General features: G+C 42.5%; 20 protein-coding genes, 4 tRNA genes and 1 riboswitch. Of the genes, 7 read left to right on the top strand and 17 right to left on the bottom strand.

What is annotated here, in order from left to right; translation table 11 throughout:
- Positions 1-12: 12 nt before the first annotated feature.
- Complete coding sequence (gene prpD / locus QNI08_RS20495) at positions 13-1,449, bottom strand: 2-methylcitrate dehydratase (RefSeq protein ID WP_285769209.1); 1,437 nt, start codon at positions 1,447-1,449, stop codon at positions 13-15.
- Positions 1,450-1,539: 90 nt separating this feature from the next.
- Positions 1,540-2,667 carry a citrate synthase gene (gene mmgD / locus QNI08_RS20490; protein ID WP_285769208.1) on the bottom strand — a complete coding sequence of 376 codons (1,128 nt, stop codon included), beginning with the start codon at positions 2,665-2,667 and terminating at the stop codon, positions 1,540-1,542.
- 218 nt (positions 2,668-2,885) lie between these two features.
- Positions 2,886-3,081, bottom strand: a riboswitch (cobalamin riboswitch).
- A gap of 208 nt (positions 3,082-3,289) precedes the next feature.
- Between mmgD and QNI08_RS20485 the strand changes: the two genes are divergently transcribed.
- Genes QNI08_RS20485 through QNI08_RS20475 form a run of 3 tightly spaced genes read left to right on the top strand, consistent with a single transcriptional unit; the run spans position 3,290 to position 6,756 of the window.
- Entirely contained in the window at positions 3,290-5,035 is a 1,746-nt protein-coding gene (locus tag QNI08_RS20485; RefSeq protein WP_285769207.1) for an ABC transporter ATP-binding protein, read from the top strand.
- A gap of 27 nt (positions 5,036-5,062) precedes the next feature.
- Positions 5,063-5,737 carry a response regulator transcription factor gene (locus QNI08_RS20480; protein ID WP_285769206.1) on the top strand — a complete coding sequence of 225 codons (675 nt, stop codon included), beginning with the start codon at positions 5,063-5,065 and terminating at the stop codon, positions 5,735-5,737.
- Positions 5,734-6,756, top strand: a complete 1,023-nt coding sequence (locus tag QNI08_RS20475) for a sensor histidine kinase (protein ID WP_285769205.1) — start codon at positions 5,734-5,736, stop codon at positions 6,754-6,756. Before QNI08_RS20480 ends, QNI08_RS20475 begins: the two co-directional genes overlap by 4 nt.
- Before the next feature lie 73 nt (positions 6,757-6,829).
- Here QNI08_RS20475 and pdxR read toward each other — a convergent pair whose 3' ends face one another.
- Entirely contained in the window at positions 6,830-8,227 is a 1,398-nt protein-coding gene (gene pdxR, locus QNI08_RS20470; protein ID WP_285769204.1) for a MocR-like pyridoxine biosynthesis transcription factor PdxR, read from the bottom strand.
- 102 nt (positions 8,228-8,329) lie between these two features.
- Here pdxR and QNI08_RS20465 point away from each other — a divergent pair, with 102 nt between their 5' ends.
- A complete protein-coding gene (locus tag QNI08_RS20465; RefSeq protein ID WP_285769203.1) occupies positions 8,330-8,872 on the top strand; it encodes a pyridoxamine 5'-phosphate oxidase family protein in 543 nt (180 codons plus the stop codon).
- Positions 8,873-8,954: 82 nt separating this feature from the next.
- Positions 8,955-9,665 carry a Dph6-related ATP pyrophosphatase gene (locus QNI08_RS20460; protein ID WP_285769202.1) on the top strand — a complete coding sequence of 237 codons (711 nt, stop codon included), beginning with the start codon at positions 8,955-8,957 and terminating at the stop codon, positions 9,663-9,665.
- A 42-nt stretch (positions 9,666-9,707) separates the two neighbouring features.
- On the opposite strand, the gene QNI08_RS20455 is transcribed toward QNI08_RS20460, so the two are convergent.
- Positions 9,708-10,202, bottom strand: coding sequence for a hypothetical protein (locus QNI08_RS20455; RefSeq protein WP_285769201.1), 495 nt, complete (start codon positions 10,200-10,202; stop codon positions 9,708-9,710).
- A gap of 16 nt (positions 10,203-10,218) precedes the next feature.
- Positions 10,219-11,097 carry a CPBP family intramembrane glutamic endopeptidase gene (locus QNI08_RS20450; RefSeq protein ID WP_285769200.1) on the bottom strand — a complete coding sequence of 293 codons (879 nt, stop codon included), beginning with the start codon at positions 11,095-11,097 and terminating at the stop codon, positions 10,219-10,221.
- Positions 11,098-12,018: 921 nt separating this feature from the next.
- Between QNI08_RS20450 and QNI08_RS20445 the strand changes: the two genes are divergently transcribed.
- Positions 12,019-12,744, top strand: a complete 726-nt coding sequence (locus QNI08_RS20445; protein ID WP_285769199.1) for a hypothetical protein — start codon at positions 12,019-12,021, stop codon at positions 12,742-12,744.
- Between the two features lie 82 nt (positions 12,745-12,826).
- Here the strand turns inward: QNI08_RS20445 and QNI08_RS20440 are convergent, their stop codons facing one another.
- The 7 genes from QNI08_RS20440 to sigW form a co-directional block, all read right to left on the bottom strand.
- Positions 12,827-12,961, bottom strand: a complete 135-nt coding sequence (locus tag QNI08_RS20440) for a hypothetical protein (RefSeq protein WP_257390678.1) — start codon at positions 12,959-12,961, stop codon at positions 12,827-12,829.
- An 833-nt stretch (positions 12,962-13,794) separates the two neighbouring features.
- Positions 13,795-15,597, bottom strand: a complete 1,803-nt coding sequence (gene glmS, locus QNI08_RS20435; protein WP_285769198.1) for a glutamine--fructose-6-phosphate transaminase (isomerizing) — start codon at positions 15,595-15,597, stop codon at positions 13,795-13,797.
- Positions 15,598-16,063: 466 nt separating this feature from the next.
- Positions 16,064-17,413 (bottom strand): phosphoglucosamine mutase, encoded by a 1,350-nt coding sequence (glmM, locus tag QNI08_RS20430; protein ID WP_285769197.1) that lies wholly within the window; start codon positions 17,411-17,413, stop codon positions 16,064-16,066.
- 53 nt (positions 17,414-17,466) lie between these two features.
- Positions 17,467-18,819: a CdaR family protein gene (locus QNI08_RS20425; protein WP_285769196.1), complete on the bottom strand. Its 1,353-nt coding sequence runs from the start codon at positions 18,817-18,819 to the stop codon at positions 17,467-17,469.
- Positions 18,812-19,636, bottom strand: a complete 825-nt coding sequence (cdaA, locus tag QNI08_RS20420; protein WP_285769195.1) for a diadenylate cyclase CdaA — start codon at positions 19,634-19,636, stop codon at positions 18,812-18,814. The genes QNI08_RS20425 and cdaA overlap by 8 nt, the downstream gene beginning before the upstream one ends.
- Before the next feature lie 223 nt (positions 19,637-19,859).
- The gene (locus QNI08_RS20415; protein ID WP_285769194.1) at positions 19,860-20,483 is read right to left on the bottom strand and encodes an anti-sigma factor family protein; all 624 of its coding nucleotides are present in this window, start codon (positions 20,481-20,483) and stop codon (positions 19,860-19,862) included.
- A 16-nt stretch (positions 20,484-20,499) separates the two neighbouring features.
- The gene (gene sigW, locus QNI08_RS20410) at positions 20,500-21,063 is read right to left on the bottom strand and encodes an RNA polymerase sigma factor SigW (RefSeq protein ID WP_285769193.1); all 564 of its coding nucleotides are present in this window, start codon (positions 21,061-21,063) and stop codon (positions 20,500-20,502) included.
- 172 nt (positions 21,064-21,235) lie between these two features.
- Between sigW and QNI08_RS20405 the strand changes: the two genes are divergently transcribed.
- Positions 21,236-21,418 carry an aspartyl-phosphate phosphatase Spo0E family protein gene (locus QNI08_RS20405; RefSeq protein ID WP_285769192.1) on the top strand — a complete coding sequence of 61 codons (183 nt, stop codon included), beginning with the start codon at positions 21,236-21,238 and terminating at the stop codon, positions 21,416-21,418.
- 138 nt (positions 21,419-21,556) lie between these two features.
- Here QNI08_RS20405 and rocF read toward each other — a convergent pair whose 3' ends face one another.
- From rocF to QNI08_RS20380, 5 genes are all read right to left on the bottom strand, one after another.
- Complete coding sequence (gene rocF / locus QNI08_RS20400) at positions 21,557-22,459, bottom strand: arginase (protein ID WP_285769191.1); 903 nt, start codon at positions 22,457-22,459, stop codon at positions 21,557-21,559.
- Between the two features lie 161 nt (positions 22,460-22,620).
- Positions 22,621-22,696 (bottom strand) — tRNA-Ala (locus QNI08_RS20395).
- Positions 22,697-22,717: 21 nt separating this feature from the next.
- Positions 22,718-22,789: transfer RNA gene (locus QNI08_RS20390), tRNA-Gly, on the bottom strand.
- A 3-nt stretch (positions 22,790-22,792) separates the two neighbouring features.
- A tRNA-Gln gene (locus tag QNI08_RS20385) sits at positions 22,793-22,867 on the bottom strand.
- A gap of 103 nt (positions 22,868-22,970) precedes the next feature.
- A tRNA-Tyr gene (locus QNI08_RS20380) sits at positions 22,971-23,054 on the bottom strand.
- Positions 23,055-23,072: the final 18 nt, after the last annotated feature.

The following is a 23,072-nucleotide window of genomic DNA, read 5'->3' as shown; positions in this document are numbered from 1 at the left end:
CGGCAGTCCCCCTTATATGATGAATAAGTCGATAAACTCGTTTACCTTCAAGTTCGAAAGAGCATCAGGCTCCAAGCAAGCCTCGTGAATGCGGTTTTGCTGTTTTTGCGAATAGTGCGTGCTAATGTTCTCAATGAATTTTTGGATTATTTTCGGGATTGCCTCATCTCTTCTAAAGCGGTGTCCAAGCGGATACTCGCATTCGACAAACTCCGATACCGAGCCGTCCTTATAATAAATTTGGATCGCATTGGCGATCGAGCGCTTGCTCGGGTCCATATAGTCCATTGTGTATTGCTGATTTTCAACAATCTGCATTTTATTCCTCAAGAAGTCTATTCTTTCGTCAGCTGCCGCTTCATCCTCATAGTGGTCTGCCGTCACGTCCCCGTGGATCAAACCGACAGCCGTGATATATTGGATACAATGATCGCGATCTGCTGGATTGTTCAATGGTCCTTCTTTATCGATGATGCGAATGGCAGATTCATGTGTGGTGATTTTGATTTTATCTATCTCATCAAGGCGGTCCTTCACTTCCGGATGCAATTTCACGGCACATTCCGCTGCCGTTTGCGCATGGAACTCCGCTGGATATGATACTTTGAATAAGACATTTTCCATTACATAGGAATCGAGCTTACGGGAAAGCTTCAATTCTTTCTTATTGAATAATACATCCTGGAATCCCCAGCCTGGTGCCGAAAGGGCTGTTGGGTATCCCATTTCTCCTTTGAGCGCCATCATGGCCAACTGTACGGCCCTGCTCGTGGCATCGCCAGCTGCCCAAGATTTTCGCGATCCGGTATTGGGAGCGTGTCGATACGTACGCAAGCTTGAATTATCGATCCACGCATTGGATAAAGCATGGATGATTTCTTCTCTCGTACCGCCCAGCGCTTTTGTGACGACCGCCGTCGTGGCTACTTTTACAAACAAGACGTGGTCCAGGCCAACGCGGTTCAAGCTATTTTCCAGCGCCAGTACGCCTTGAATCTCATGTGCTTTAATCATCATTTCCAAAACGGCTTTTACAGACAATGCTTCTCTCCCCTCTGCAACATTCACGCGGCTTACGTAATCGGCTACTGCCAAAATGCCGCCCAAGTTATCAGAAGGATGCCCCCATTCGGCGGCCAGCCATGTATCGTTATAATCCAGCCAGCGAATCATGCAGCCAATATTGAATGCCCCCTTGACTGGGTCGAGTACATAGGAAGTGCCTGGAACGCGGGTCCCGTTTGGAACGACCGTGCCGGGGACGACAGGGCCCAATAATTTGGTGCATTCAGGATAGGAAAGCGCTAAAATCCCGCAGCCGATCGTATCAAGGAGAACGTAACGAGCCGTTTCATACGCTTCTTCGCTCAGGATTTCCTTGTTCAATACATAATCCGCAATGTCTTCCAATAACACATCCGTTTGCTTGATGCCATTCGTTTTTAGCATTCTCATCTTCCCTTTCGTGGCAAATTTGTTTATTATAATGATGGACGTTGGTCAGAACGTCCATCGGGCGGGCTAATAATCTACATTTCCTTAGTTGGAAATGACATTGCGGTTATGACGCTCGCCTATATAACTCACACGAGGTCGGAATAGACGGTTGTTTGCGTGCTGCTCAATCACGTGGGCACATAAGCCCACTGTTCTCGCACTGAAGAAAATCGGTGTATAGATGGAAATCGGAAGGCCGAGCATATAATAAACCGGCGCTGCATAGTAATCCAGATTCGGATAAAGTCCTTTTTCCCTTTCCATGATCGCTTCCCCCGCTTCGCACATTTCATAAAGCCGGCTGTCCCCTTTGGCTTCACAAAGCTTTTTTAATGCTTGCTTCATGATTAATGCCCTTGGATCCATTTTCTTCATATAGACACGGTGACCAAATCCCATGATTTTTTCTTTATTTGCCAATTTCCCCTCAAGCAATCGCTCGAATTTCTCGACGGTACCCGCCTCCAGCAGCATGTACATGACCGCTTCATTGGCACCTCCATGCAGGTTGCCCTTCAGCGAAGCTACAGCTCCCGTCAAAGCCCCATATAAATCCGAAAGCGTCGAGGCGATTACCCTGGCCGTGAAAGTGGAATTGGGCATCTCGTGTTCGCTATACAATAATAATGATTGGTCAAAGATTTTTTCTTCCATTGCCGAGGGCACCTTGCCCGTGATCATGTAGTAAAAATTCGAGCTATAAGACAGGTCCTTATTCGGAAGAACAACCTCTTGCCTATTCAGGATTCGATAACTGTTTGCAACGATGGCCGGAACCTTGCCCAATAACCTGTAGGCTCGCTCTCGATTGACCAAGGAGGAACGGTCGTCAATGTTTGCATCATATCCAGCCAGTGCTGAAATCCCTGTCCGCAGTGCATCCATCGGATGTGTTTTCTCCGGCAATAGCTTCAATATATTCAGGATATCCTCGGGGATTTCATATTCATCCTTCAATTCCTGTTCAAGCCGTGCCTTTTCCCCCTCGTCCGGGAACGTATCGTGTAGCAACAGATTGACAATCTCCAAATATCCCATTTTTCCAGATAACTCGATAAGATCATATCCTCGAATGACAATTTCACTTTGAACTGTATCCAGGAAAGATAACGTTGTTTCAGCCGCTATAATTCCATCGAGACCGGGAGAATAATTTACTTGTTCCTTCATCTTTCATTCCTCCTCTGAATAGGCGATTCGTTGAAAGCGCTATCAAAATTTGTCGGAATCTCTTGTAATTTTTCGATTTCCCCATTAAACTGACATAAAAAAAACAACTTCCATAGGAAGCTGTTAATTTACGAAGAATACTCAAATAAACATGAGAAATCATAAAAATTTTTCATGCCAAAAAGTCCGCAATTAACACCCCCTATCCTCGTAGGTACTTGATGCACATTAATTAGGCAGGTCTCCTGGCTTATGATCTTCGCTCTTCGAACCCTTCCCATTTCCAGTGCAGAAACAGTGGCTTTTTTCGAATCGCTCCCAAATACAGTTGCGGGACAGCGTCGGAATCTAACCGACTTCCCTTTTAAGCAGATAAACGAAAAATTTATCTGCACCTATTAATTTCATTATTTAATTTTCTACTTAAATATAACAAAATGTTCCAAATATTACAATTATCTTTTTTTCATCATCCTGATCATGTTTGCGACGGCGCCCGCCTGTCCACATTAAAGGTAGCAAGATGAATCTTCCCCTAAAACTTTATTGATAGTTCATATTCAATTCATAACTTCTATGTATACTACCGTTTATAATGAAGATCAAGAAAGGATGTCACTACATGAAACAAGAAAAAAAACAAAAAGGCTGGAGTCAGTTCATCCGATTGGTGCAACAAACGAAGCCTTCCAAAATAATGATCGGGATTGCATTACTATTAAGCTTAAGCACAACAGGCGTAAGTTTATTGGTCCCATTATTCACAAAAAATCTTATCAATGATTTTTCCCTTAGTTCACTAAATGCGGAAAGGGTCACACTTCTTGTGCTTGCCATCATCGTTCAAGCATTGGCGAGCGGGTTTTCCATCTATTTATTGAACAAGATCGGTCAATCCGTAGTTGCCGGCATCCGCGATCAACTTTGGAAAAAGTTGCTCGTGTTACCCGTGAATTACTTCGATGAACATCCATCGGGAGAAACGGTCAGTCGGATGACCAATGATACAACGGTAGTGAAGGGCTTGATTTCGGAGCACCTATCCAATTTCGTTACCGGAATCATCTCCATCGTCGGTGCCATGATCGTGTTATTTTTGCTTGACTGGAAAATGTCGCTGTTGATGTTCATAGCCATCCCGCTCTCTGTTATGATATTACTGCCACTCGGGAAGAAAATGCACCGCATTTCGAAAGGGATGCAGGATGAGACGGCAAGCTTCACCGCTGTCCTCCAGCAGGTGCTTACGGAAATCCGGCTTGTTAAAGCATCGAATGCAGAAACATTCGAATATGAAAATGGGAAAAAAGGAATCACCCAATTATTCCAATTCGGTTTAAAGGAAGCAAAAATCCAAGCGCTGATCGGACCGTTGATGAGTCTAGTCATGATGGCCTTACTCGTATTGATTTTAGGGTATGGGGGGATGCGTGTTTCTTCAGGGGCGCTGTCAGCAGGAGCTTTAGTTGCCTTCATCATGTATCTTTTCCAAATCATCATGCCGATGGCGCAATTGGCAGCTTTCTTTACGCAATTCCAAAAAGCGACCGGTGCCACGGAACGTATCATTTCCATTTTGGATTCTGAAGTGGAAGAAGATGCAACGCTCAAGATTCAGAATTCAAGCCAATCCATCACGGTCGATCACCTCGATTATCGTTATAATGATGGTGAACAAGTGCTAAAAGATATCAGCTTCACGGTTGAAGCGGGCAAGGTCACCGCGATTGTCGGACCAAGCGGCAGCGGGAAAACGACCCTTTTCTCATTGTTTGAGCGCTTCTATAAACCACAGCAGGGCTCCATATCGATAGGCGGGACGTCGATAAACGATTTCACGCTCCATTCATGGAGAAGCCAGATTGGCTACGTTTCGCAGGAAAGTCCGATCGTATCCGGTACCATTCGCGATAATATATGCTATGGAATCGAACGCGATGTAACGGATGAGGAGTTAAATCAAGTCGCTAAAATGGCCTATGCAGACCAGTTCATTTCCGACCTTCCAAATGGCTATGATACGGAAGTTGGGGAGAGAGGGATGAAACTATCCGGAGGCCAAAGGCAACGGATCGCTATCGCCCGTGCCTTTCTGAGAAATCCTAAAATCCTGATGCTCGATGAAGCTACCTCCAGTCTGGACAGTAAATCGGAGCATGTCGTCCAGCAAGCTTTGAATGATTTGATGAAAGGACGGACAACGATCGTCATCGCCCATCGCTTATCGACCGTCATTGGTTCAGACCAAATCATTTTCCTCGAAAAAGGGAAAATTACAGGCAGCGGAACACATAAAGAACTATATGAAACGCATGCATTATATCGTGAATTCGCACAGCAGCAGTTACACAAGCTTGAGCTTGCTTAATTCATTCACCGAAAGGAAAGATGAAGGATGACAAAGATATTGATCGTCGATGATGATGCCCATATCCGCGAACTGATCCAGCTCTTGTTAAGGAAAGAAGGATTCGATTTGTATGTCGCCCATGACGGACTCCAAGCGTTGAATGTAATGGAGAAGGTGAAAATCAATTTAGCCATCATCGATATCATGATGCCTAACATGGACGGCTGGCAATTATGCAAGGAATTGCGTGAATTCAGTGATATCCCGATTTTAATGCTGACGGCCAAGGGCGAAACGGCGCAGAAGGTGAAAGGATTCGAACTCGGTGCGGATGACTACCTCGTTAAACCATTTGAACCAATTGAATTGGTCATCAGGATAAAGGCTCTTTTGAAACGCTATAAAATCACCACTTCCCAAACCTTGAATATCAATGATTTACAGATGAACCGCAACACGTATCAACTGTCATTCAGAGGAGCGGAATATACGATTCCACTCAAGGAATTTGAAGTGTTGTTTAAATTGGCAAGCTATCCTGGAAAAACTTTTTCAAGGGAAGAACTGATTGAAGACATATGGGGCTATGACTATGAAGGTGATGAGCGAACGGTCGATGTCCATATTAAAAGAGTGAGGGAACGGTTTCCTGAACCGGAGTTCCCCTTTCGGATCCGGACAATCTGGGGATTGGGCTACCGTTTGGAGCTAACGGAATGAATGTCCACTTTTTCAAACGAATGCTTGGCTTCTTGACATACATCTCAGTTTGTTTTTCAGCTGGTTACTATATCATACAGCTATTGCCTATGAGACTATCCGATTATGTCCAGTATTTACTGACGATCCTGACCAGCATCGGGATCATGATGCTCACAGGGTACCTGATTCACGCTTTCAACCACAGTAAACGCGTCAACATCTACTTGGAAATCATTGATGCATTAAGGAAGATTGCCAATGGCGATTATAATGTCCAATTGGACTTGAAGACGGACAAGAGAAACGAAATGACGGAAATCATAAGCCATTTCAACCATATGGCCAAGCAACTGAAGCAAATGGAGGAAATGAGGCAGGAATTCATCTCCAACGTCTCCCATGAAATCCAATCGCCGCTCACTTCCATTGTAGGATTCGCTCAAGCGCTTCAATCAAATAAGCTGACAAAAGAGGAAAGCGACCATTACCTCCATATCATCGAGACAGAAAGCAGGAGATTATCCAAATTGAGTGATAATCTTCTGAAGCTTACCTCCCTCGAATCCGAGCATCACCCATTTGAAAGGACGAGCTGCCGGCTCGACCAGCAAATCCGTTCCATCATCTTGGCTTGTGAACCGAATTGGCTGGAAAAGGAACTCGATATGGATATATCCTTGGAAAAGGTTTCGATCTTCGCAGACGAAGATTTAATGAGTCAGGTATGGACCAACTTGATTCACAATAGCATCAAGTTCACCCAGCAGCATGGCACAATTACGATCAGGCTCCAACAAATGGAGGATCAAGCTTCGATCATGATATCCGATACGGGCATCGGCATTTCAGAGCTAGATCAGTTCCACATTTTTGAGCGATTCTACAAAGCAGACCTCGCAAGGGAACGCACAAAAAGCGGCAGCGGCCTAGGTCTATCGATCGTTAAAAAGATCATTGATATGCACGGTGGGTCGATATCCGTCAATAGCGAACTCGGCAAAGGAACGACATTCACGATCCTGCTTCCCCTAACATGAAGCACACCAAAATCCAGCTGACTTGTCAGCTGGTTTTTATTCGTTTGCCATGACGTCTGCAAGAATTTCACATTTAAGCAAACCAAGCTTTGTACAGTTCGGCAACCCCTCTTTCGATTGCTTCTTCAGAAAGTCCGCCAAAACCGAGCATCACCAATGATGGCTCCGTCTCCTTTCCATCCATCCAATAAGAAGAAGTCCCATACACCTTTACTCCCGCTGCCCCTGCGTTTTTTACCAATTCTTCTGTAGACATATTTGTAACCTTCACCAGCAGATGGATACCTGCCTTTTGCCCGATGATTTCGACACGATTGCCCATATACTTGTTTAACGCCTGTATAAGTGTATGATGCTTCTTCTGATACACTTTTCTCATTCTACGAATATGGCCTGTAAAATGGCCTTCATTCATGAATACATACAATGCTTTTTGGATGATCGGCGAAACCGATTGGCTATAATCGCGGCATTTGTGATGATATACCTCCAATAAACGTTTTGGCAAGACAATATAACTCATTCTTGCTGCCGGTAAAAATGCTTTGGAGTAGGTCCCTAAATAGATGACATTCCCCTTCGTATCCAAGGCCTTTAACGATGGGATCGGCCGCCCCTGATAGCGGAATTCACTATCATAATCATCTTCTATGATGAAGCTTTCAGTATGATTGGCCCACTCCAATAATGACAACCGTTTCTGGATGGGAAGCACCATTCCATATGGAAATTGGTGGGAAGGCGTAATATATGCAACACTAGCTGTACTTTCCCTTAGCCTTTCGATGTCCATTCCATCGTGCTCAAGACTGATCGGATCAATTGACCATCCATGATTCCTGAATACGGAACGTGAACCTCCATACCCTGGATTCTCCATGGCGACAGATCGGTTATCGGAATGGAGCAATTGAAGAATAAGGCTAAGCGCATGCTGCGTTCCTGAACAAATCACGATTTGCTCCATGGAACACCGTACACCCCTTGCCTGAAAAAGATAATTGGCCAATTCCGTACGAAGTCCGACGTCCCCTTGCCTTGGTCCGTACTGCAATAGCTGCTCTGGCTCATCCAGTAATGCTTTATTCAAGCACCGCTTCCAAAGCTGAAGCGGGAAACTTTCAATATCGATGTCCCCGTATTTAAAATCATACCTAACAGGTGTTTCATTCTCGACAGATTCTTTGGGATTCTCCCGGGGAAAGGGTGACAGAAGCAATTGCTCCAAAGGCAGCACCGTTAGCCCGATTCTTGGCCTGCTTTCCAAATAGCCTTCCGCCATCAATTGCTGATAGGCATTATCCACCGTATTTTTACTGATCTTTAATTGCGCTGATAAATAACGAATCGAAGGCAGCCGGGAACCCTGCGGTATATCGCCCTCCTCTATCCCTTTTTTTATGTATTGATACAGCTGAACATAAATCGATACGCCATTCTGCTTATTCAGTAAAGGATTAAGCTCTAACATAGTACCTCCAGCTGTCCCCATCCGCTTTAAAGAAACTGTCACTTTTTAGATGGACAATAGTTTAATACACTCATTATATCTTATTTGTAAGGAGAGATAACAATGAAACAATCGATTAGATATCGACAAAGAACCTGCACGAATCAAGCACAGATCCATGATTTCTTATCAAAGGCCCAGACTGGCTTCCTAGGATTGGTTGATCGTTCGGAACCTTACGTCATTCCCTTGAACTTCGTCTGGAAAGAAGGAAGCTTTTTATTTCATGGTGCAGCCGCAGGAAGGAAAATAGACATCCTGAATACGAACCCTCATGCTTGCTTTACGGTAAGTGAGAATTACGGAACGATGGTCGATCCCATCCCGGCTAATACGGATACTGCCTATATGAGCGTTATTTCGACAGGAACCATCGAAATCCTCAAAGACTTGGAGGAAGCCACCAATGCCATGCAGGCTTTACTGGATAAATATGTACCGAACTACTATGACTCTCCCTTATCCAAAACACATTTGGATAAATACCGCTCATCCCTAGGCAGCAAAACCGTCCTATTCAAAATCACCCCTATCACGATAACGGCAAAGGAAAATGGATTAGATGAACGAAAGGAATACTATCCTGGGCGAACGATCCATGATTGAACATACAATAACTTCTTTTATACTAATCCATTCGTGATAAAATCAAACAATGAAACGATTACATTTAGGGGGAAAGATGGGGATGACAGAAACGAAGGATTGGAAGAATGGTGCCCACGGATATAATTTCATCGCTTCTTTTAGCGGAGGAAAGGATAGTGTCCTGGCCCTTCATAAAGCGATGAAGACCGGTGAAGCGGTCGGACTGATCGTCATGCTGGAGGAAGAAGGGAAACGGTCCAGATCCCATGGAATGCCGCCGGAACTCATCCAGGCCCAAGCGAGATCGATAGGCTTGCCGGTATACACGGCCGCTGCCAGCTGGACAGATTATGAAAAGGAATTCATGCGCCTTTTAGCGGATGCCAAGAGCCAAGGAGCTGAAGTGTTGGTGACCGGAGATTTGGATATGCCCGAACACGGCTGCTGGAATGATAAAGTTGCTGCGAATGCTGGATTGAAGCTCGGGATGCCCTTATGGGAGATGGACCACCGCGAAGCTGTCGAAGAGTTCATAAACCTAGGATTTGAAACGATGATTGTAACGGTGAATCTTGCACTTGGAATGCGGGAGGACGATTTAGGCCGCACGCTGACCCATGAATACGTGCATGAGCTTGTAGCGCGGGGAATCGACCCTTGCGGAGAAGGCGGGGAATTTCATACCACAGTAATCGATGGGCCGCTCTTCCAAACACCGATCTCTGTTTGCAAAGGTGAAATCCTCAGGGACGGCGAATATGCCTTCTTACCTTTGGAGCTAGATCAGACGGCGGATAGGGAGATTGTATAAAGTATTCAACAATAAATCCTTCATAATCTCCGTGGGCGGTATTTATAAGCTGGCAAGATCAAAAAAAATGCTGTACCGTGGATCAAGCCCAAAAGCGTCATGTTTTGGGCTTGATCCTTTCCACTTAAGCATAGATTCATCTTTTTCAAACATATTTAGAAATAGAAATCTAAACAAAAGTAATCCAAATAATACTGAGTATAAAACGTGGATTGCTACATAAATGAAATTTTCATCATGAAAGTAGCATTTAATTGAAAGTATATCAGTACTGACTGAGAGCATAAAGGCACCTAATAATTCAGTTCTAGTTCTTGATTCTTTTAAAGAGAAATCGAATTTATGTAAATTAAATATCTTTTTAAAATCAGAACCAGTTTTAGTACCTTTATAAAGCCCTACTAGTATTATGAATGGAATGATTGACTCTATTTTAAAAGCGCATACTAAAACATTAAACATGACTAGTCCAAAAATTATATAATACTGCATTTTGCTCCCTGCTTGAATCGCATTTTCTTGAGCACTAACAGTCATCTCTGTTCCTGCCCATTCATTTTAATGCCTTTATAATATAAATGGTTAGGAGAATAACATACATCAAAAAAAACAAGATAATGTATCCATCAAAAAATTTAACTTTTTCACTATGAAAAGAATTATTTTTTCTTACCGTTAAAAATAAGTAAGTTGATATAGATAGAAATAGGATTAAACCGGTTATCGTGGTAAATGGAGACACCATTACTTTAAAATAAGTTTCAGTAACCTTTTCCGGGAAATGCATGATGATCCTCATTATTTCATTCACTAAAAAGTGATAAAGGATAGCCGGAACGATACTTCCCGTATAGATGGTTAAGAGTGCAAAAGAGATACCCATGACAAATGCGAAAACCAAATTCCCCACCGTCATATGATATAGGCTAAAAATAAGAGCACTTAAAATTATGGCCGGCTTTATGTTCATTTTCTGATATTGTTTTAATAATATACCCCTAAAAAGTATTTCTTCACTAATCGCCACTGAAAAGCCAATCATGATAATGCTGAAAAAACTTATGTTTTGATTACTCTCCATAAGTGTACCAACAATCTTTTCCGCAGTAAGCCATTCGCCCGTTAGTAGATAATATTGGGTCCTATCAAAAAACATAGTGAGCATGTGAGCGATGATGCCCATTAAAATACCAAGAAGAATATATTTTATATGTACCTTTTTTAGCCTAATGCTGAATAGACTTATTTTTTTCTTTTTTAAGTAAACAAAAAGCATATAGATAATAATCAGTTTACTTATAAAGAAAAATGATGGTTTGCTTATTTGCAAAGAAAGTTCTTGTAATATAAGTTGTGAAAAAGGAAAAATAATCATAATTAGAATCGTTATATATAATATAAATCGATGAATTTGCTTAATATCAGTATTCATTTTTACCCCTTTGTAAAAAGACTAATCCCCTTTAAAACTAGAGTTTCAATATCTTCTGAACGTCAATACATCTAACTTCAGGATGGCCACACAATTTAGGGTTCAACTGTTTTTCTTTTTTGTGAAAAAGGAAAAATACACTGCTACAGATAAAATCCCACCATAAAACGCCCAAGTAGTTATTGCATTTTGCCATTGACCTTTAATTAGAAAAATGACAGTGACAAGAGAGACTAAAAGAAAACTGATTATTATAGTTGATTTAAACATATACGCATCACCGCCTCTGAGAATCCTAATTGAGAAACGATTATATCTCCATTTTATCAAGAACCAAACTAACAAGGAGTTCCAATTTAGGAACTCCTTGTTTCATTTTTGAGATTTACTTATGAAAGTAGTCCTCATGAATTGGCAACAAACACCCTTGTTCTGTGATCTGTAGAACTACCCATTTGTTCACTGCACTTAGGTAAGTAAGGGATCTCTATATTCTATTAGTTTTCGAAGCCTTAATATTTTTTCTTATATCGATTCCCTCAAGATAACTCTCTCCTGCTTTTACATTAATCTTTCCTAAAACATCTCAATGGCATATACATGACTATCTTTATTTTTCGGATAATTCATATCATAAATTTGTATTTTATCATAGAAATTATATAGTTATAGTCCCAGTTATGTTCAATCCTATTCCATAAGTGAAATTTTATTCATAAAAATATTTAATATTATAATGTTGATTACTATACAGAGGGCGGGCTTTTATGAAAAAGTTAGTTTGTATTACAGCTTAATCCGCAATTTAATTTATGTCTGGGAGTTTGTTCTCCAGCTAAAGCCTCATATGGTAGAAAAGAACCTTTTGAGAGCAATACTCTTGGTCCTGTAGCTTATTTACCAAAAGGAGGATTACTAAATATGACAAATTCAAAAATTGCATCAAAGATCATCGCAACCTTATTCTTGAGCTCTTTATTTTTTTTCTTTAGTACTCTTAGTTCTCATGCTAGTGAAAAAGCTGAATTCACAAAAGAAGAACTACAACAACAAAAAGACAACTTTATTAAACTGGGAATTGATGATGAAACAGCAAAAAAACTTGTACAGGTGGTAGTTAATGGCGAACTTTTAGATGCTCAAAAAGAAACAGAGGTAGCCAAACACGAGGATGAGTTAACTATTGATACAGATCTTGAAGAAAAATACATTGAATTTGAAGATGGTTCAAGAATCCAGCTTTCTTTAGAGGAAGAGGATGTAGAACCACTAATAGTCACGTATGACTACGCTACTGGAACTGTTAAAAATAATTCATGCACATCAGGATCAGGATATAGGAATTGCAATGTAACTGCTAGATACAATGATGGAATTTGGAATATACGTTTCAATGCTAAAGTTAGTAGTGTTCAAGGCGGTTATGATAGTATTACTTCTATTTCTAAACAAGCTGTGGACGCAGTGCTTTACAGTGTTACAGAAAAGAAATTCAAAATACTTAAATCAAAAGAAACCAGCAGTGCTGCTGCAAAGGCTGAATATACTAATCAGTTCACACACAAATTAGGACTTTATACAGTCTCAAGAAGCTTAACTTTATATGCCCAGAAAGATAAGACTTTTGCCAGATTAAATTACTATTAAACGTTCACTTTTTTAGATCTGACAGTCTGGAAGGTTACATTAACTGTTGCCTTCCAGACTGCGAATCTACAAGTATATTTAATCATTTTTTATCTTTTATCTCTTTTAATAGATCTATCACTACTGCATTTTGTTTTTCAATAGATTTTAAACTCTTCTCTATTATGCTCGTAGCTATAACCAAAACAATTAAAATAGGAATACCTATAAATAACAAATAAATCTCCTCCAAAAGTCCGTATTTCTTATAGATTAACATTTCCGTTATTTGCCACACAAACCTTTTCTACTTATTCTACAGGTACTTTTCACATTTCCCTGTAAATACCCAATGCACCAAAAATTGTGCAAGGAATGGGGTCATATACATTTAGAGGGAATTTAACAATAAAGAAAGGTGCAGGTGATTTAAAGAAAGTGAAATTAACTACTTATCATTCAGCATATAGAATCGTTGGTTGGTCAGGTAAATATCCTTCCGTGGGTAGAGTTCATCAAGGTAATGTGACTATGTCTAAAATTTCATCTTTAGGTTCTACACAGATGGATATGACGAAAAAATATAATTCGATACTACCAACATATACATCGATGTATAGTCAAGCTACCATAACTACTAAATCGGAGATGTTTATACTGTAACTTCCCAAACTTGGAGTAAAGCACAATGACAAATTTAACAATAGCTCTAATTATTTTGGTTTTATTTATTGCATTATTTATTAGAATTTTGATTGTTAAAGTAATGAAGAAATATTAAGCATTGGAGTTAAAATATTTTCATGGACACATTTTAGTTAAGACTCCTCCTATCTTTTTATTAAAGACCAATATATTTCGCAATTTCCACAAACCTAATGAAGATACGTCTTTAATCTTTAGCCACCGTTGATAATCTGCACCGATTCCTGTCCCACAGCCTTACTTAATCCACTTTTTAATGGTAGATGTTCTTTTTCTTTTAGACATAAAAACACCCCTTTAGATAATGATAACTAAAGGGGTTAAACTTATTTTAAAACTACAGCATACGCTGCACTCATTCCAATCCTACTCAACCGTTACACTTTTCGCAAGGTTACGTGGTTTATCCACGTCGCATTCGCGGTGCAGGGCAGCGTAGTAGGCGATGAGCTGCATCGGGATAACAGAGATAAGGGGTGTTAATAGTTCGTGCACTTCCGGGATGACAAAGCGATCATCCTCTTCTTCAAGCCCCTTCATCGAAATGATGCAAGGGTTGGCGCCTCTCGCCACGACTTCTTTGACATTGCCGCGGATGCTTAAGTTGACGCCGGCTTGCGTGGCAAGGGCGATGACGGGCGTGCCTTCTTCTATCAAGGCGATCGTTCCGTGTTTAAGCTCGCCGCCGGCAAAGCCTTCCGCCTGGATGTAGGAAATCTCCTTCAGCTTGAGCGCCCCTTCCAGGACAACATAGTAGTCAAGGGAACGGCCGATGAAGAAGCAGTTTCTTGTAACGGACAGGTATTCATGGGCGATGGCCTCCATCTCTTCTTTCGAGTCACATAGGGCCTCCATGGCTGTCGCTACGATTCCAAGCTCTTTTACAAGGTCGAAGTCATATTCCAGGTTACGGAAATGACCTGTTACATTTGCCAGTATGGCCAACACGGCCACTTGAGCTGTATAGGCTTTTGTTGAGGCAACGGCAATTTCAGGGCCGGCATGCAGCAAGAGAGTAAAATCCGCTTCACGTGATAAGGTGGAGCCTGGCACGTTTGTGATGGTCAAGGCTTTATGGCCGAGCGCTTTGATCGAAACCAATACGGCGCGGCTGTCAGCCGTTTCCCCGCTTTGCGATATGAAGATGAAAAGCGGTTTTTTCGATAATAACGGCATATTATAAGTGAATTCCGATGCCACATGGACTTCAACCGGAATTCCAGTCATTTTTTCGATGAATTGCTTCCCGATCAATCCTGCGTGATAGCTAGTTCCGCAAGCGATGATATAAATGCGGTCCGCCTCGCTTACAGCTTCAGTAATGCTATAGTCGATGGCAAGTTTGCCTTCTTCATTTTGGTAAGCTTGAATGATCTTACGGATGACAGCTGGCTGCTCGTCGACTTCCTTAAGCATGTAGTGCGGGTACGTACCCTTTTCAATATCACTTGCATCCAGTTCAGCAGTGAACGGTGCACGCAATACTTCTTCGTTGGAAAGATTCTTGATCGTTACCTTTTCATTCGTCACGATGACCATTTCCTTATCCATCAGTTCAAGGAATTGATCTGTGACTTGCAACATGGCCATTGCATCTGAAGCGACAACGTTAAAGTCTTTTCCGACTCCGATCAGCAGCGGGCTTTTATTTTTTGCGACAAAAATGGTTTCATCATTTTCGGCATCCAAAAGGGCAATGGCATATGATCCTTCTAATAACGTGAGTGTTTGACGGAACGCCTCTTCCACTTCCATGCCACCATTCACGAACTTCTCGATAAGTTGAACGATGACTTCCGTATCCGTTTCACTTTTAAAGGCAACATCCTGCAAATATTCACGTTTTAGAATCGCATAGTTTTCAATGACCCCATTATGAACTAATGTTAAACGACCTGAATTGCTTTGGTGAGGATGGGCATTTTCGCGGCTTGGAATACCATGAGTAGCCCAGCGCGTATGTCCAATTCCCGTATGTGCAACCGTATTTTCGTCCACGGCTCCACGCAGGTCGGCGATTCGTCCCTTTTCCTTAAAAATCGTTACGCCCGCTTCATTCTTCACGGCAATCCCTGAAGAGTCATATCCGCGGTATTCAAGTTTTTCAAGGCCTTTTAATAGGATTTCCTTCGCATCATTAAGTCCGATATATCCAACAATTCCACACATAATTTCCGTTCCTCCAACCGATCCGAGGGAACAGGAATGCTCGGGGGCATCCCTGCCCCCTCATCTCTGATATATATTTTTGTTAAGGAAATGCCCAAAAGCATTCATCCCATTGTGCATTTCCAATCCTTTGTGCAGTAAGTTGCCCCACTGTTTTAAAATTGGAATTACTGCGGCTGTGCACTTCAGCCGGGAGGTATCCGCCGAACATTCGATAAACCTCCTCCTCGTCAACTAAGCCATTCTCGAACAGACTTAGTTCAGGCGCTTTTGTCAATCCATTTTCTCTTTGCCTACCCTCCTTCTTGATACAACCATTTTTTAGAAAAGCAGTTGTAAATCAGGATAATCATACCTTAAACAAGGGACAAAGGTCAATTCTTTATTATCATGGTTCATAAAAAAAACCATTCTTTATAAAAATATGCATAAAAGGAATTTTCGTTCCTTTTATGCATAAGATTGGTTATTCGTTCAATCCCATTTCCGCTCTTACGACGGAGACGATGCGATCGACATAATTCGTGCATTCCTCGGCAGTCGGTGCCTCGGCCATCACACGGACAAGCGGTTCAGTTCCGGATGGTCTCACCAAAATGCGGCCATTGCCGCTCATTTCCGTTTCTACTTCCTTAATGACTGCCTGTACCTTCTCATTATCCGTTACAGCATGTTTATCGGTGACCCTGACATTGATAAGCGTTTGTGGATACTTCTTCATTTCACCAGCAAGCTCGGATAGGCTTTTTTTCGTGTCACTCATGATGTTAACCAGCTGTAAGCCCGTCAATAAACCATCACCTGTCGTGTTGTAATCTAGGAATATGATGTGTCCGGATTGTTCCCCGCCAAGGTTATAGCCGCCTTTTCTCATTTCCTCAACCACATAGCGGTCTCCCACTGCCGTTTGGGCACTTTGGATATCATGCTCTTCAAGACCTTTATAAAAACCGAGGTTACTCATGATCGTGGAAACCACAGTTCCTTGTTTCAGGCGATTATTTTCTTTCAGGTACTTCGCACAGATATACATGATTTGGTCGCCATCCACGATATTTCCTTTTTCATCGATGGCAATGACACGGTCCCCGTCCCCGTCGAAAGCAAGACCAACATCCGCCCCTTTTTCCTTCAGGAATTCAGCAAGTGCTTCAGGGTGGGTCGAGCCGACCTTATCATTGATGTTCAAGCCATTTGGCGATGCTCCCATTGTGGAGATATCCGCATCAAGATCTGCGAACAAATGCATGGCCAAGGACGACGTCGCCCCATGTGCACAATCAAGCGCAACATGAACGCCTGTAAAGTCTTCGTCGACCGATTGTTTCAAGTACTGCAAATACTTTTGTCCGCCTTCGAAATAATCGTTTAAATGGCCTAGATCCCCGCCTACAGGACGTGGAAGTTCATCCTTTTCCATATCCAGCAGTGCCTCGATTTCCGCTTCTTGATCATCGGACAGCTTGAAGCCATCAGGTCCAAAGAATTTAATGCCATTATCCGCGACTGGATTATGTGAAGCTGAAATCATGACGCCCGCTTCGGCACTCAAGGCCTTTGTCAAATAGGCGACTCCCGGTGTCGAAATGACACCAAGGCGCATCACCTCTGCCCCGATCGACAAGAGACCAGCAACAAGTGCACCTTCCAGCATTTCACCCGAGATGCGTGTATCGCGCCCTATCAGCACTTTGGGTTTTTCTGTATTTTTAGTAAGGACGTAGCCACCAAAACGGCCTAATTTAAATGCCAACTCCGGTGTTAATTCGCTATTCGCTATACCCCTAACTCCGTCTGTTCCAAAATATTTACCCATCTTAATCGCTCCTTCTTTAGATCGTTACTGAATTAAGTGATGTTAAAGGAAGTTCATGTCTCTTCGTCTTTTGAAGTGATGGAGACCCTGATCGTTTTAGATCCCAGATCCCAATCCAATCCTGCAGGCACATTTACCGCCACATCCACATCATGCGTACCTTCATCTAAATTACTTAAATCCACTGTAAGATTAATGTCGTCTTTCTTGATATCCTTCAAATCATCGGCCTCGCCTTGCAGCGTGATGCTCGTTACTTCGGTTTCCAATCTTGCATCTTGGCCCTCCTGTATGCCTACAGGCTCTATTTTTACATTATTGAATGTCTTGGAATCAATGGCAGCCGGTTCATCCTTCTCGACTGGTTTTTCAACCGGCTCTTGTTCTTCTGCCGGTTCTTGTACTACCTCTTCGTCGACTGGATCTGCAGTCTCCCGATCTTTTTCGACTTTTTCCGTGCGAATTTTGACCTTGGCTTTCCCTAAGGACATTTTTTGTACATTTTCCGGTTTTGTAAGATCAAGCTCCAGGTCTGTATCTCCATCGATTTTCGAGATATTTACAGGAAGCTTCAATTCACTTATTTTTTCCAGGTTCGACTCTGATCCAAATAAGGTGACCTCTGTGGGGTCGACACTTATGCTCTTAATCCGGATGCCGTCCTTTGCCTTCCCTGTTTGCTTTGGAGAGATGGACACCGTTTTTGAAGGGATGCTCACTTTAAGGGATACAGCGACCGAAGCAGGCTCGATCGTCACATCCAACTTATTCAAGTCCCGGTCAAGCGCTTTAACGGTTGCTTTTCCGTTTACGGTTTCGTTCAAATCCTTGTTTATTTCAAGGTTTGCCTTAACATAGGAAATTTGCTCAATGACGTTTTTAGCACCCGTTATTTTGACCGTTTTCGGGCTTACTGTCGGCTGCCCAGCGGTATATCCATCTTCAAGTAAGGATGTATTATACTCGGCCTCTATCGGGAATTCCTTCGTCACTCGTTCTTGAACATTGACTTCTGCATATTCAGGATCGATGGTCGCCACCAGCTTTTCATTTAAATCACTGATTTTGAATGTGACCGTCCGATTCCCCATAGAGATTTCAGGATCTGACAAATCTACATAAACCTTGAAGCCTCTCTGGTTTTTTGCATTGATCAATAGGCTTTTTGCTCCCTTTAAAGTGACATCCACCGTTTCCGGCACTCCGCTAACCACTAGATTTTCACGGTCATAGTATACTTCAACGGGGACATTCTCAATGGTCTCCGTACTGATTTCAGGGGCAGTGGATAGTCCAAGGGATTTTTTATCCGACTCCATCTCAAAGTTAATGGAAATGAACAAAAGTGCTGCCAAGGCAAACGCCACGATTCTCATAAACCACGCACTATTAGTGAATTTATCCATTCTTTTTCCCCCTCCAATTCCAGATGCCTGAGGAAGTGGTTTTGATGTTTTCCACTACGAGCTCACTTGTCAGCATGGCCCTGAAGGATTCTTGATTTAAATCCCGGTAGAGCTCGCCGTTTTTAGTAACCGATATCCCGCCTGTTTCTTCTGAAACGACAATCGTAAGACTATCAGTCACTTCGCTCATGCCAATCGCAGCCCTATGCCGGGTGCCGAGTTCCTTGGAGATGAACGGGCTTTCCGATAAGGGTAGGTAGCACGCTGCAGCGGCCACCTGATTATTCTGCAGGATGACTGCGCCATCGTGAAGCGGCGTATTGGGGATGAAAATATTGATGAGCAGCTCCGAAGAAATATAGGATCTTAGAGGAATTCCCGTTTCAACATAATCCCCAAGCTCCGTTCCCTTTTCTATTGTAATCAAGGCGCCTATCCGCCTTTTCGCCATATAGGTGGACGCCTTCAGGATCTCTTCGACTAAACGCTCTTGCTGATTCTCTTCCGGTACGGTGCCTCTTGAAAAGAGCTTGCCGCGTCCCAGTTGTTCAAGTGCCCTTCTCAGTTCAGGTTGAAAAATGACGAGAATTGCCAATACTCCCCAGTTCATGACTTGTGCCATTAACCATCCAAGTGTATTGAAACCAAACAGGTTGCTTAAGCTTTTTACAATGACGATCACAAAAATTCCTTTTAGCAGCTGAATTGCCTTCGTGCCTCGAATAATAGTTAACAATTTATATATCACAAACCAAACAAGGAGAATATCAATGAAATTTACTACATAGTCCCAAACATTCAAATTGGATAAAGACATGTTGTTTCCTCCAGTCAGCATTACTCCAAATAGCAATTAAAATCGTTATGTAATAACCTTAATAGTATACCATTTTTTAAATGATACTTCTAAAACTAGTGTGAGAAAAATTACTTACTGGCGTATTCTAAGCAAGCATAAGCCTGCCCCTTACCACCATGAAAAGGAAAAGCTGAGCAAGACATCGGCTATGAAACGCGATGCCCCCACTCAGCTTTACCTCTTATTCGTTCTTCCCCTGGTGCGAAGGAATCAGTGAGGTCGCAGTATCCTTGACCTTATACCACATCCATTCGAAGGCTTGGTCGATGACATGGATGCTTCCGGTCACATTCCCTGCCTTGGACATATACTTATGCCCGTTTATGACGGTGACATCTCCTTCTACTTCACCATCTATTTGAATATTGCCATTTTGAACCACTACGTTTCCCTCGATTGTTTCACCGGCAGGCACAATCACCGTTTCGCCTTCAACCACTAAATTGGGCTGCTTTGAGACCGAAAAATGTTCGTCCTGATTATAAGTGGAAAAAACAGACCCTGTCATCAAAACAATGAACATGGCTGCCGCTGTCATGAAGGGATGGCTTTTGAACCAACGCTTGGCACCCGTTGTTTTCGTTTCCTTCGGCAATTGAGCCATGACCTTTGCTGTGAAGTCGTCCGGCGCCTTGATATGGGAAGTGCTTTGCACCAGGGCTACCGCCTTTTTCATTTCATTAAAGTAAGCCTGGCATTCCGCACATCCATGGAGGTGCTCCCGTAATAATTCTTTATGATCCGGTTCGATGTCCTCGTCTAAATAATCATGCATATATTCAATGATTTCTTCATGGCAGTTCATTTTTCTCACCTTCTTTTTATAAATGGCGTAGTTGTTTACGCAAGGCTTCGCGACCACGATGTATTCTTGTCTTGACAGTGCCGACTGGCAAATCCAGTATTTCACTGATTTCCTTTAAAGATAACTCTTCAATATACTTCAATACGATGACCGATCGATATTTCTCGGGCAATTTCATGATTTCTTCTTGGATGGTTTCCTGAAGCTCTAAAGATTCGGCCTCTTCCTCGGGCTTTGCCAAATTCGAAGCAAGCTGGGAATACATATTCAGTCCCTCTGTTCCGGCCACTTCTGCATCGAGATAATAGTCCGGTTTTTTCTTGCGAAGGCGATCAATGCATAGGTTCGTCGCAATGCGATATAACCATGTAGAAAATTTCATGCCGATATTGAAGCTGTGAATATTCACAAAGGCCCTAACAAATGCCTCTTGTGCCAAATCTTCTGCTTCTTGCTTGTTGCCAAGCATCCTGAAACAAATCTGGAAAACTTTGTCCTTGTAGATTTCGACAATTTCTCCAAATGCATTATGGTCTCCCTTTATTACTTGATTGATTCTCTCTTTAATGAGTGCATCCATTTTCCAGTATTACCCCCGCTCATGCGGCTATACGATTATTACGAATCGTAAGCTAAAAGGTTTCAAAAATTTAATACATTTATTTTAACAAAGTTTTACATTGAATGTTTAAGAAAAAAAAAACAGGGTTATATAGTAAGAAATTGTAAAATTGAAGGGAGTAGATTTCTATATGACTGCTGAACAAATTTTGGACCATATTGAACAATACAGACAAAAAATGATGATTTTGGCTTCCCGTTCTTCGATGGTGGATAATGAAGTGGTGGAAGTGAGCAGCAAACTCGATATATTAATCAATCAATACCTCCACTTAACAAAGGGCAGCAGCTTTCAGGACAGACGTGCCCTTTGAAATTAGACAATTGCTCGCATCCATTTATGATTGGAAAAGTTCCAGTTACATACACCAAGGAAAATAAGCTTACGCCTTCTAGCATATAAAAAACAGTAACCCATTACAAGCCGGTTACTGTTTTTTTATATTGTTCCCTTATAATAGCTTTTCCCCAAATAGCGAACCCATTAATGCCACGGCAACGATGGCCGTTTTATTCCGCTCATCCAAGATCGGGTTCACCTCAACGAATTCCGCAGAAGTGATCATATTGGCTTCCGCGAGCATTTCCATTGCCAGATGGCTTTCCCGGTAACTGATGCCGCCAATCACCGGTGTCCCTACACCTGGTGCATCTGCAGGGTCAACCCCATCCAAATCGAGTGAAAGGTGGACACCGTCGGTTCTTTCTCTTAAATACTCGATGCTCTCTTCCATGACACGCGTCATTCCGATGCGGTCGATTTCATGCATCGTGTAGACTTTAATTCCTTTATTACGTATAAGCTCCCTTTCCCCTTCATCCAAAGACCTCGCCCCAATGATGACGATGTTTTCCGGTTTCACCTTCGGGACGGATCCATGGATATTGATTAGGTCAGGATGCCCAAGACCCAAGCTGACAGCAAGCGGCATTCCATGAATATTCCCTGATGGAGACGTATCCTCGGTATTTAAATCACCATGGGCATCATACCAAATGACACCGACATTTTCATGGTGCTTAGCAACGCCTGCAAGCGTCCCTATCGCGATTGAATGGTCCCCGCCCAATACGAGTGGAAATGAGTCGCTTTCAATTATTTCATCTACCCTTGCAGCCAACTCGCTATTGCTCGCTGCTACAAGCGAAAGGTTTTTTAAATTCGTACCAGGATCGTTGGGATCCTCAGGACGCCCCACCGTTATATCTCCTAAATCTTCCACTTCAATATTTAATCGCTCAAGACGCTCGATAATCCCTGCACAACGAATTGCACTAGGTCCCATATCCACACCGCGCCTTGCTTGACCAAGGTCCATGGGCAATCCAATGACTGAAATTTTCCGAATAGACATACAACTCCCCCTTTTCATTATTTTATATCTTGAATGCCTTGTGGTTCAACCGGACATTTCCCTGTATAAACATGCAGGCGCCGGGCTGATATAAGCAAAAAAAACAAAAAAAGCCTTAAGCCGGATAAGCTTAAGACGTAAGTTTTGGTGTATGTAGATAATGGTGGAGCCTAGCGGGATCGAACCGCTGACCTCCTGCGTGCAAGGCAGGCGCTCTCCCAGCTGAGCTAAGGCCCCGAGATTGGTTGGAATAAATAAAGCGGAAGACGGGATTCGAACCCGCGACCCCAACCTTGGCAAGGTTGTATTCTACCACTGAACTACTTCCGCAAATGGCTGGGCTAGAAGGGATCGAACCTTCGCATGACGGAATCAAAATCCGTTGCCTTACCGCTTGGCTATAGCCCAATATATACTATGTATTGAATATATTCAACAAAGTAAAAAGGTGGTAATCATATATTTCCCCATTAAAGAGAATATATAACTAATCCACAGGATTTGAATAAGATGGTGGAGGGGGGCAGATTCGAACTGCCGAACCCTAAGGAGCGGATTTACAGTCCGCCGCGTTTAGCCACTTCGCTACCCCTCCGCAATATATGGTTGTAGA

The sequence above is a fragment of the Peribacillus folii genome (assembly GCF_030271255.1).
Lineage (GTDB): Bacteria > Bacillota > Bacilli > Bacillales > DSM-1321 > Peribacillus.
Note: the sequence above shows the minus strand (reverse complement) of the source record. Positions and strands in the feature narration are given on the sequence as shown.

What these genes read in the sequence shown, in the direction of transcription:
- prpD (WP_285769209.1), bottom strand. Translation starts at nt 1,449, where the DNA reads ATGCTAAAAACGAATGGCATCAAGCAAACGGATGTGTTATTGGAAGAC.
- mmgD (WP_285769208.1), bottom strand. Translation starts at nt 2,667, where the DNA reads ATGAAGGAACAAGTAAATTATTCTCCCGGTCTCGATGGAATTATAGCG.
- QNI08_RS20485 (WP_285769207.1), top strand. Translation starts at nt 3,290, where the DNA reads ATGAAACAAGAAAAAAAACAAAAAGGCTGGAGTCAGTTCATCCGATTG.
- QNI08_RS20480 (WP_285769206.1), top strand. Translation starts at nt 5,063, where the DNA reads ATGACAAAGATATTGATCGTCGATGATGATGCCCATATCCGCGAACTG.
- QNI08_RS20475 (WP_285769205.1), top strand. Translation starts at nt 5,734, where the DNA reads ATGAATGTCCACTTTTTCAAACGAATGCTTGGCTTCTTGACATACATC.
- pdxR (WP_285769204.1), bottom strand. Translation starts at nt 8,227, where the DNA reads ATGTTAGAGCTTAATCCTTTACTGAATAAGCAGAATGGCGTATCGATT.
- QNI08_RS20465 (WP_285769203.1), top strand. Translation starts at nt 8,330, where the DNA reads ATGAAACAATCGATTAGATATCGACAAAGAACCTGCACGAATCAAGCA.
- QNI08_RS20460 (WP_285769202.1), top strand. Translation starts at nt 8,955, where the DNA reads ATGACAGAAACGAAGGATTGGAAGAATGGTGCCCACGGATATAATTTC.
- QNI08_RS20455 (WP_285769201.1), bottom strand. Translation starts at nt 10,202, where the DNA reads ATGACTGTTAGTGCTCAAGAAAATGCGATTCAAGCAGGGAGCAAAATG.
- QNI08_RS20450 (WP_285769200.1), bottom strand. Translation starts at nt 11,097, where the DNA reads ATGAATACTGATATTAAGCAAATTCATCGATTTATATTATATATAACG.
- QNI08_RS20445 (WP_285769199.1), top strand. Translation starts at nt 12,019, where the DNA reads ATGACAAATTCAAAAATTGCATCAAAGATCATCGCAACCTTATTCTTG.
- glmS (WP_285769198.1), bottom strand. Translation starts at nt 15,597, where the DNA reads ATGTGTGGAATTGTTGGATATATCGGACTTAATGATGCGAAGGAAATC.
- glmM (WP_285769197.1), bottom strand. Translation starts at nt 17,413, where the DNA reads ATGGGTAAATATTTTGGAACAGACGGAGTTAGGGGTATAGCGAATAGC.
- QNI08_RS20425 (WP_285769196.1), bottom strand. Translation starts at nt 18,819, where the DNA reads ATGGATAAATTCACTAATAGTGCGTGGTTTATGAGAATCGTGGCGTTT.
- cdaA (WP_285769195.1), bottom strand. Translation starts at nt 19,636, where the DNA reads ATGTCTTTATCCAATTTGAATGTTTGGGACTATGTAGTAAATTTCATT.
- QNI08_RS20415 (WP_285769194.1), bottom strand. Translation starts at nt 20,483, where the DNA reads ATGAACTGCCATGAAGAAATCATTGAATATATGCATGATTATTTAGAC.
- sigW (WP_285769193.1), bottom strand. Translation starts at nt 21,063, where the DNA reads ATGGATGCACTCATTAAAGAGAGAATCAATCAAGTAATAAAGGGAGAC.
- QNI08_RS20405 (WP_285769192.1), top strand. Translation starts at nt 21,236, where the DNA reads ATGACTGCTGAACAAATTTTGGACCATATTGAACAATACAGACAAAAA.
- rocF (WP_285769191.1), bottom strand. Translation starts at nt 22,459, where the DNA reads ATGTCTATTCGGAAAATTTCAGTCATTGGATTGCCCATGGACCTTGGT.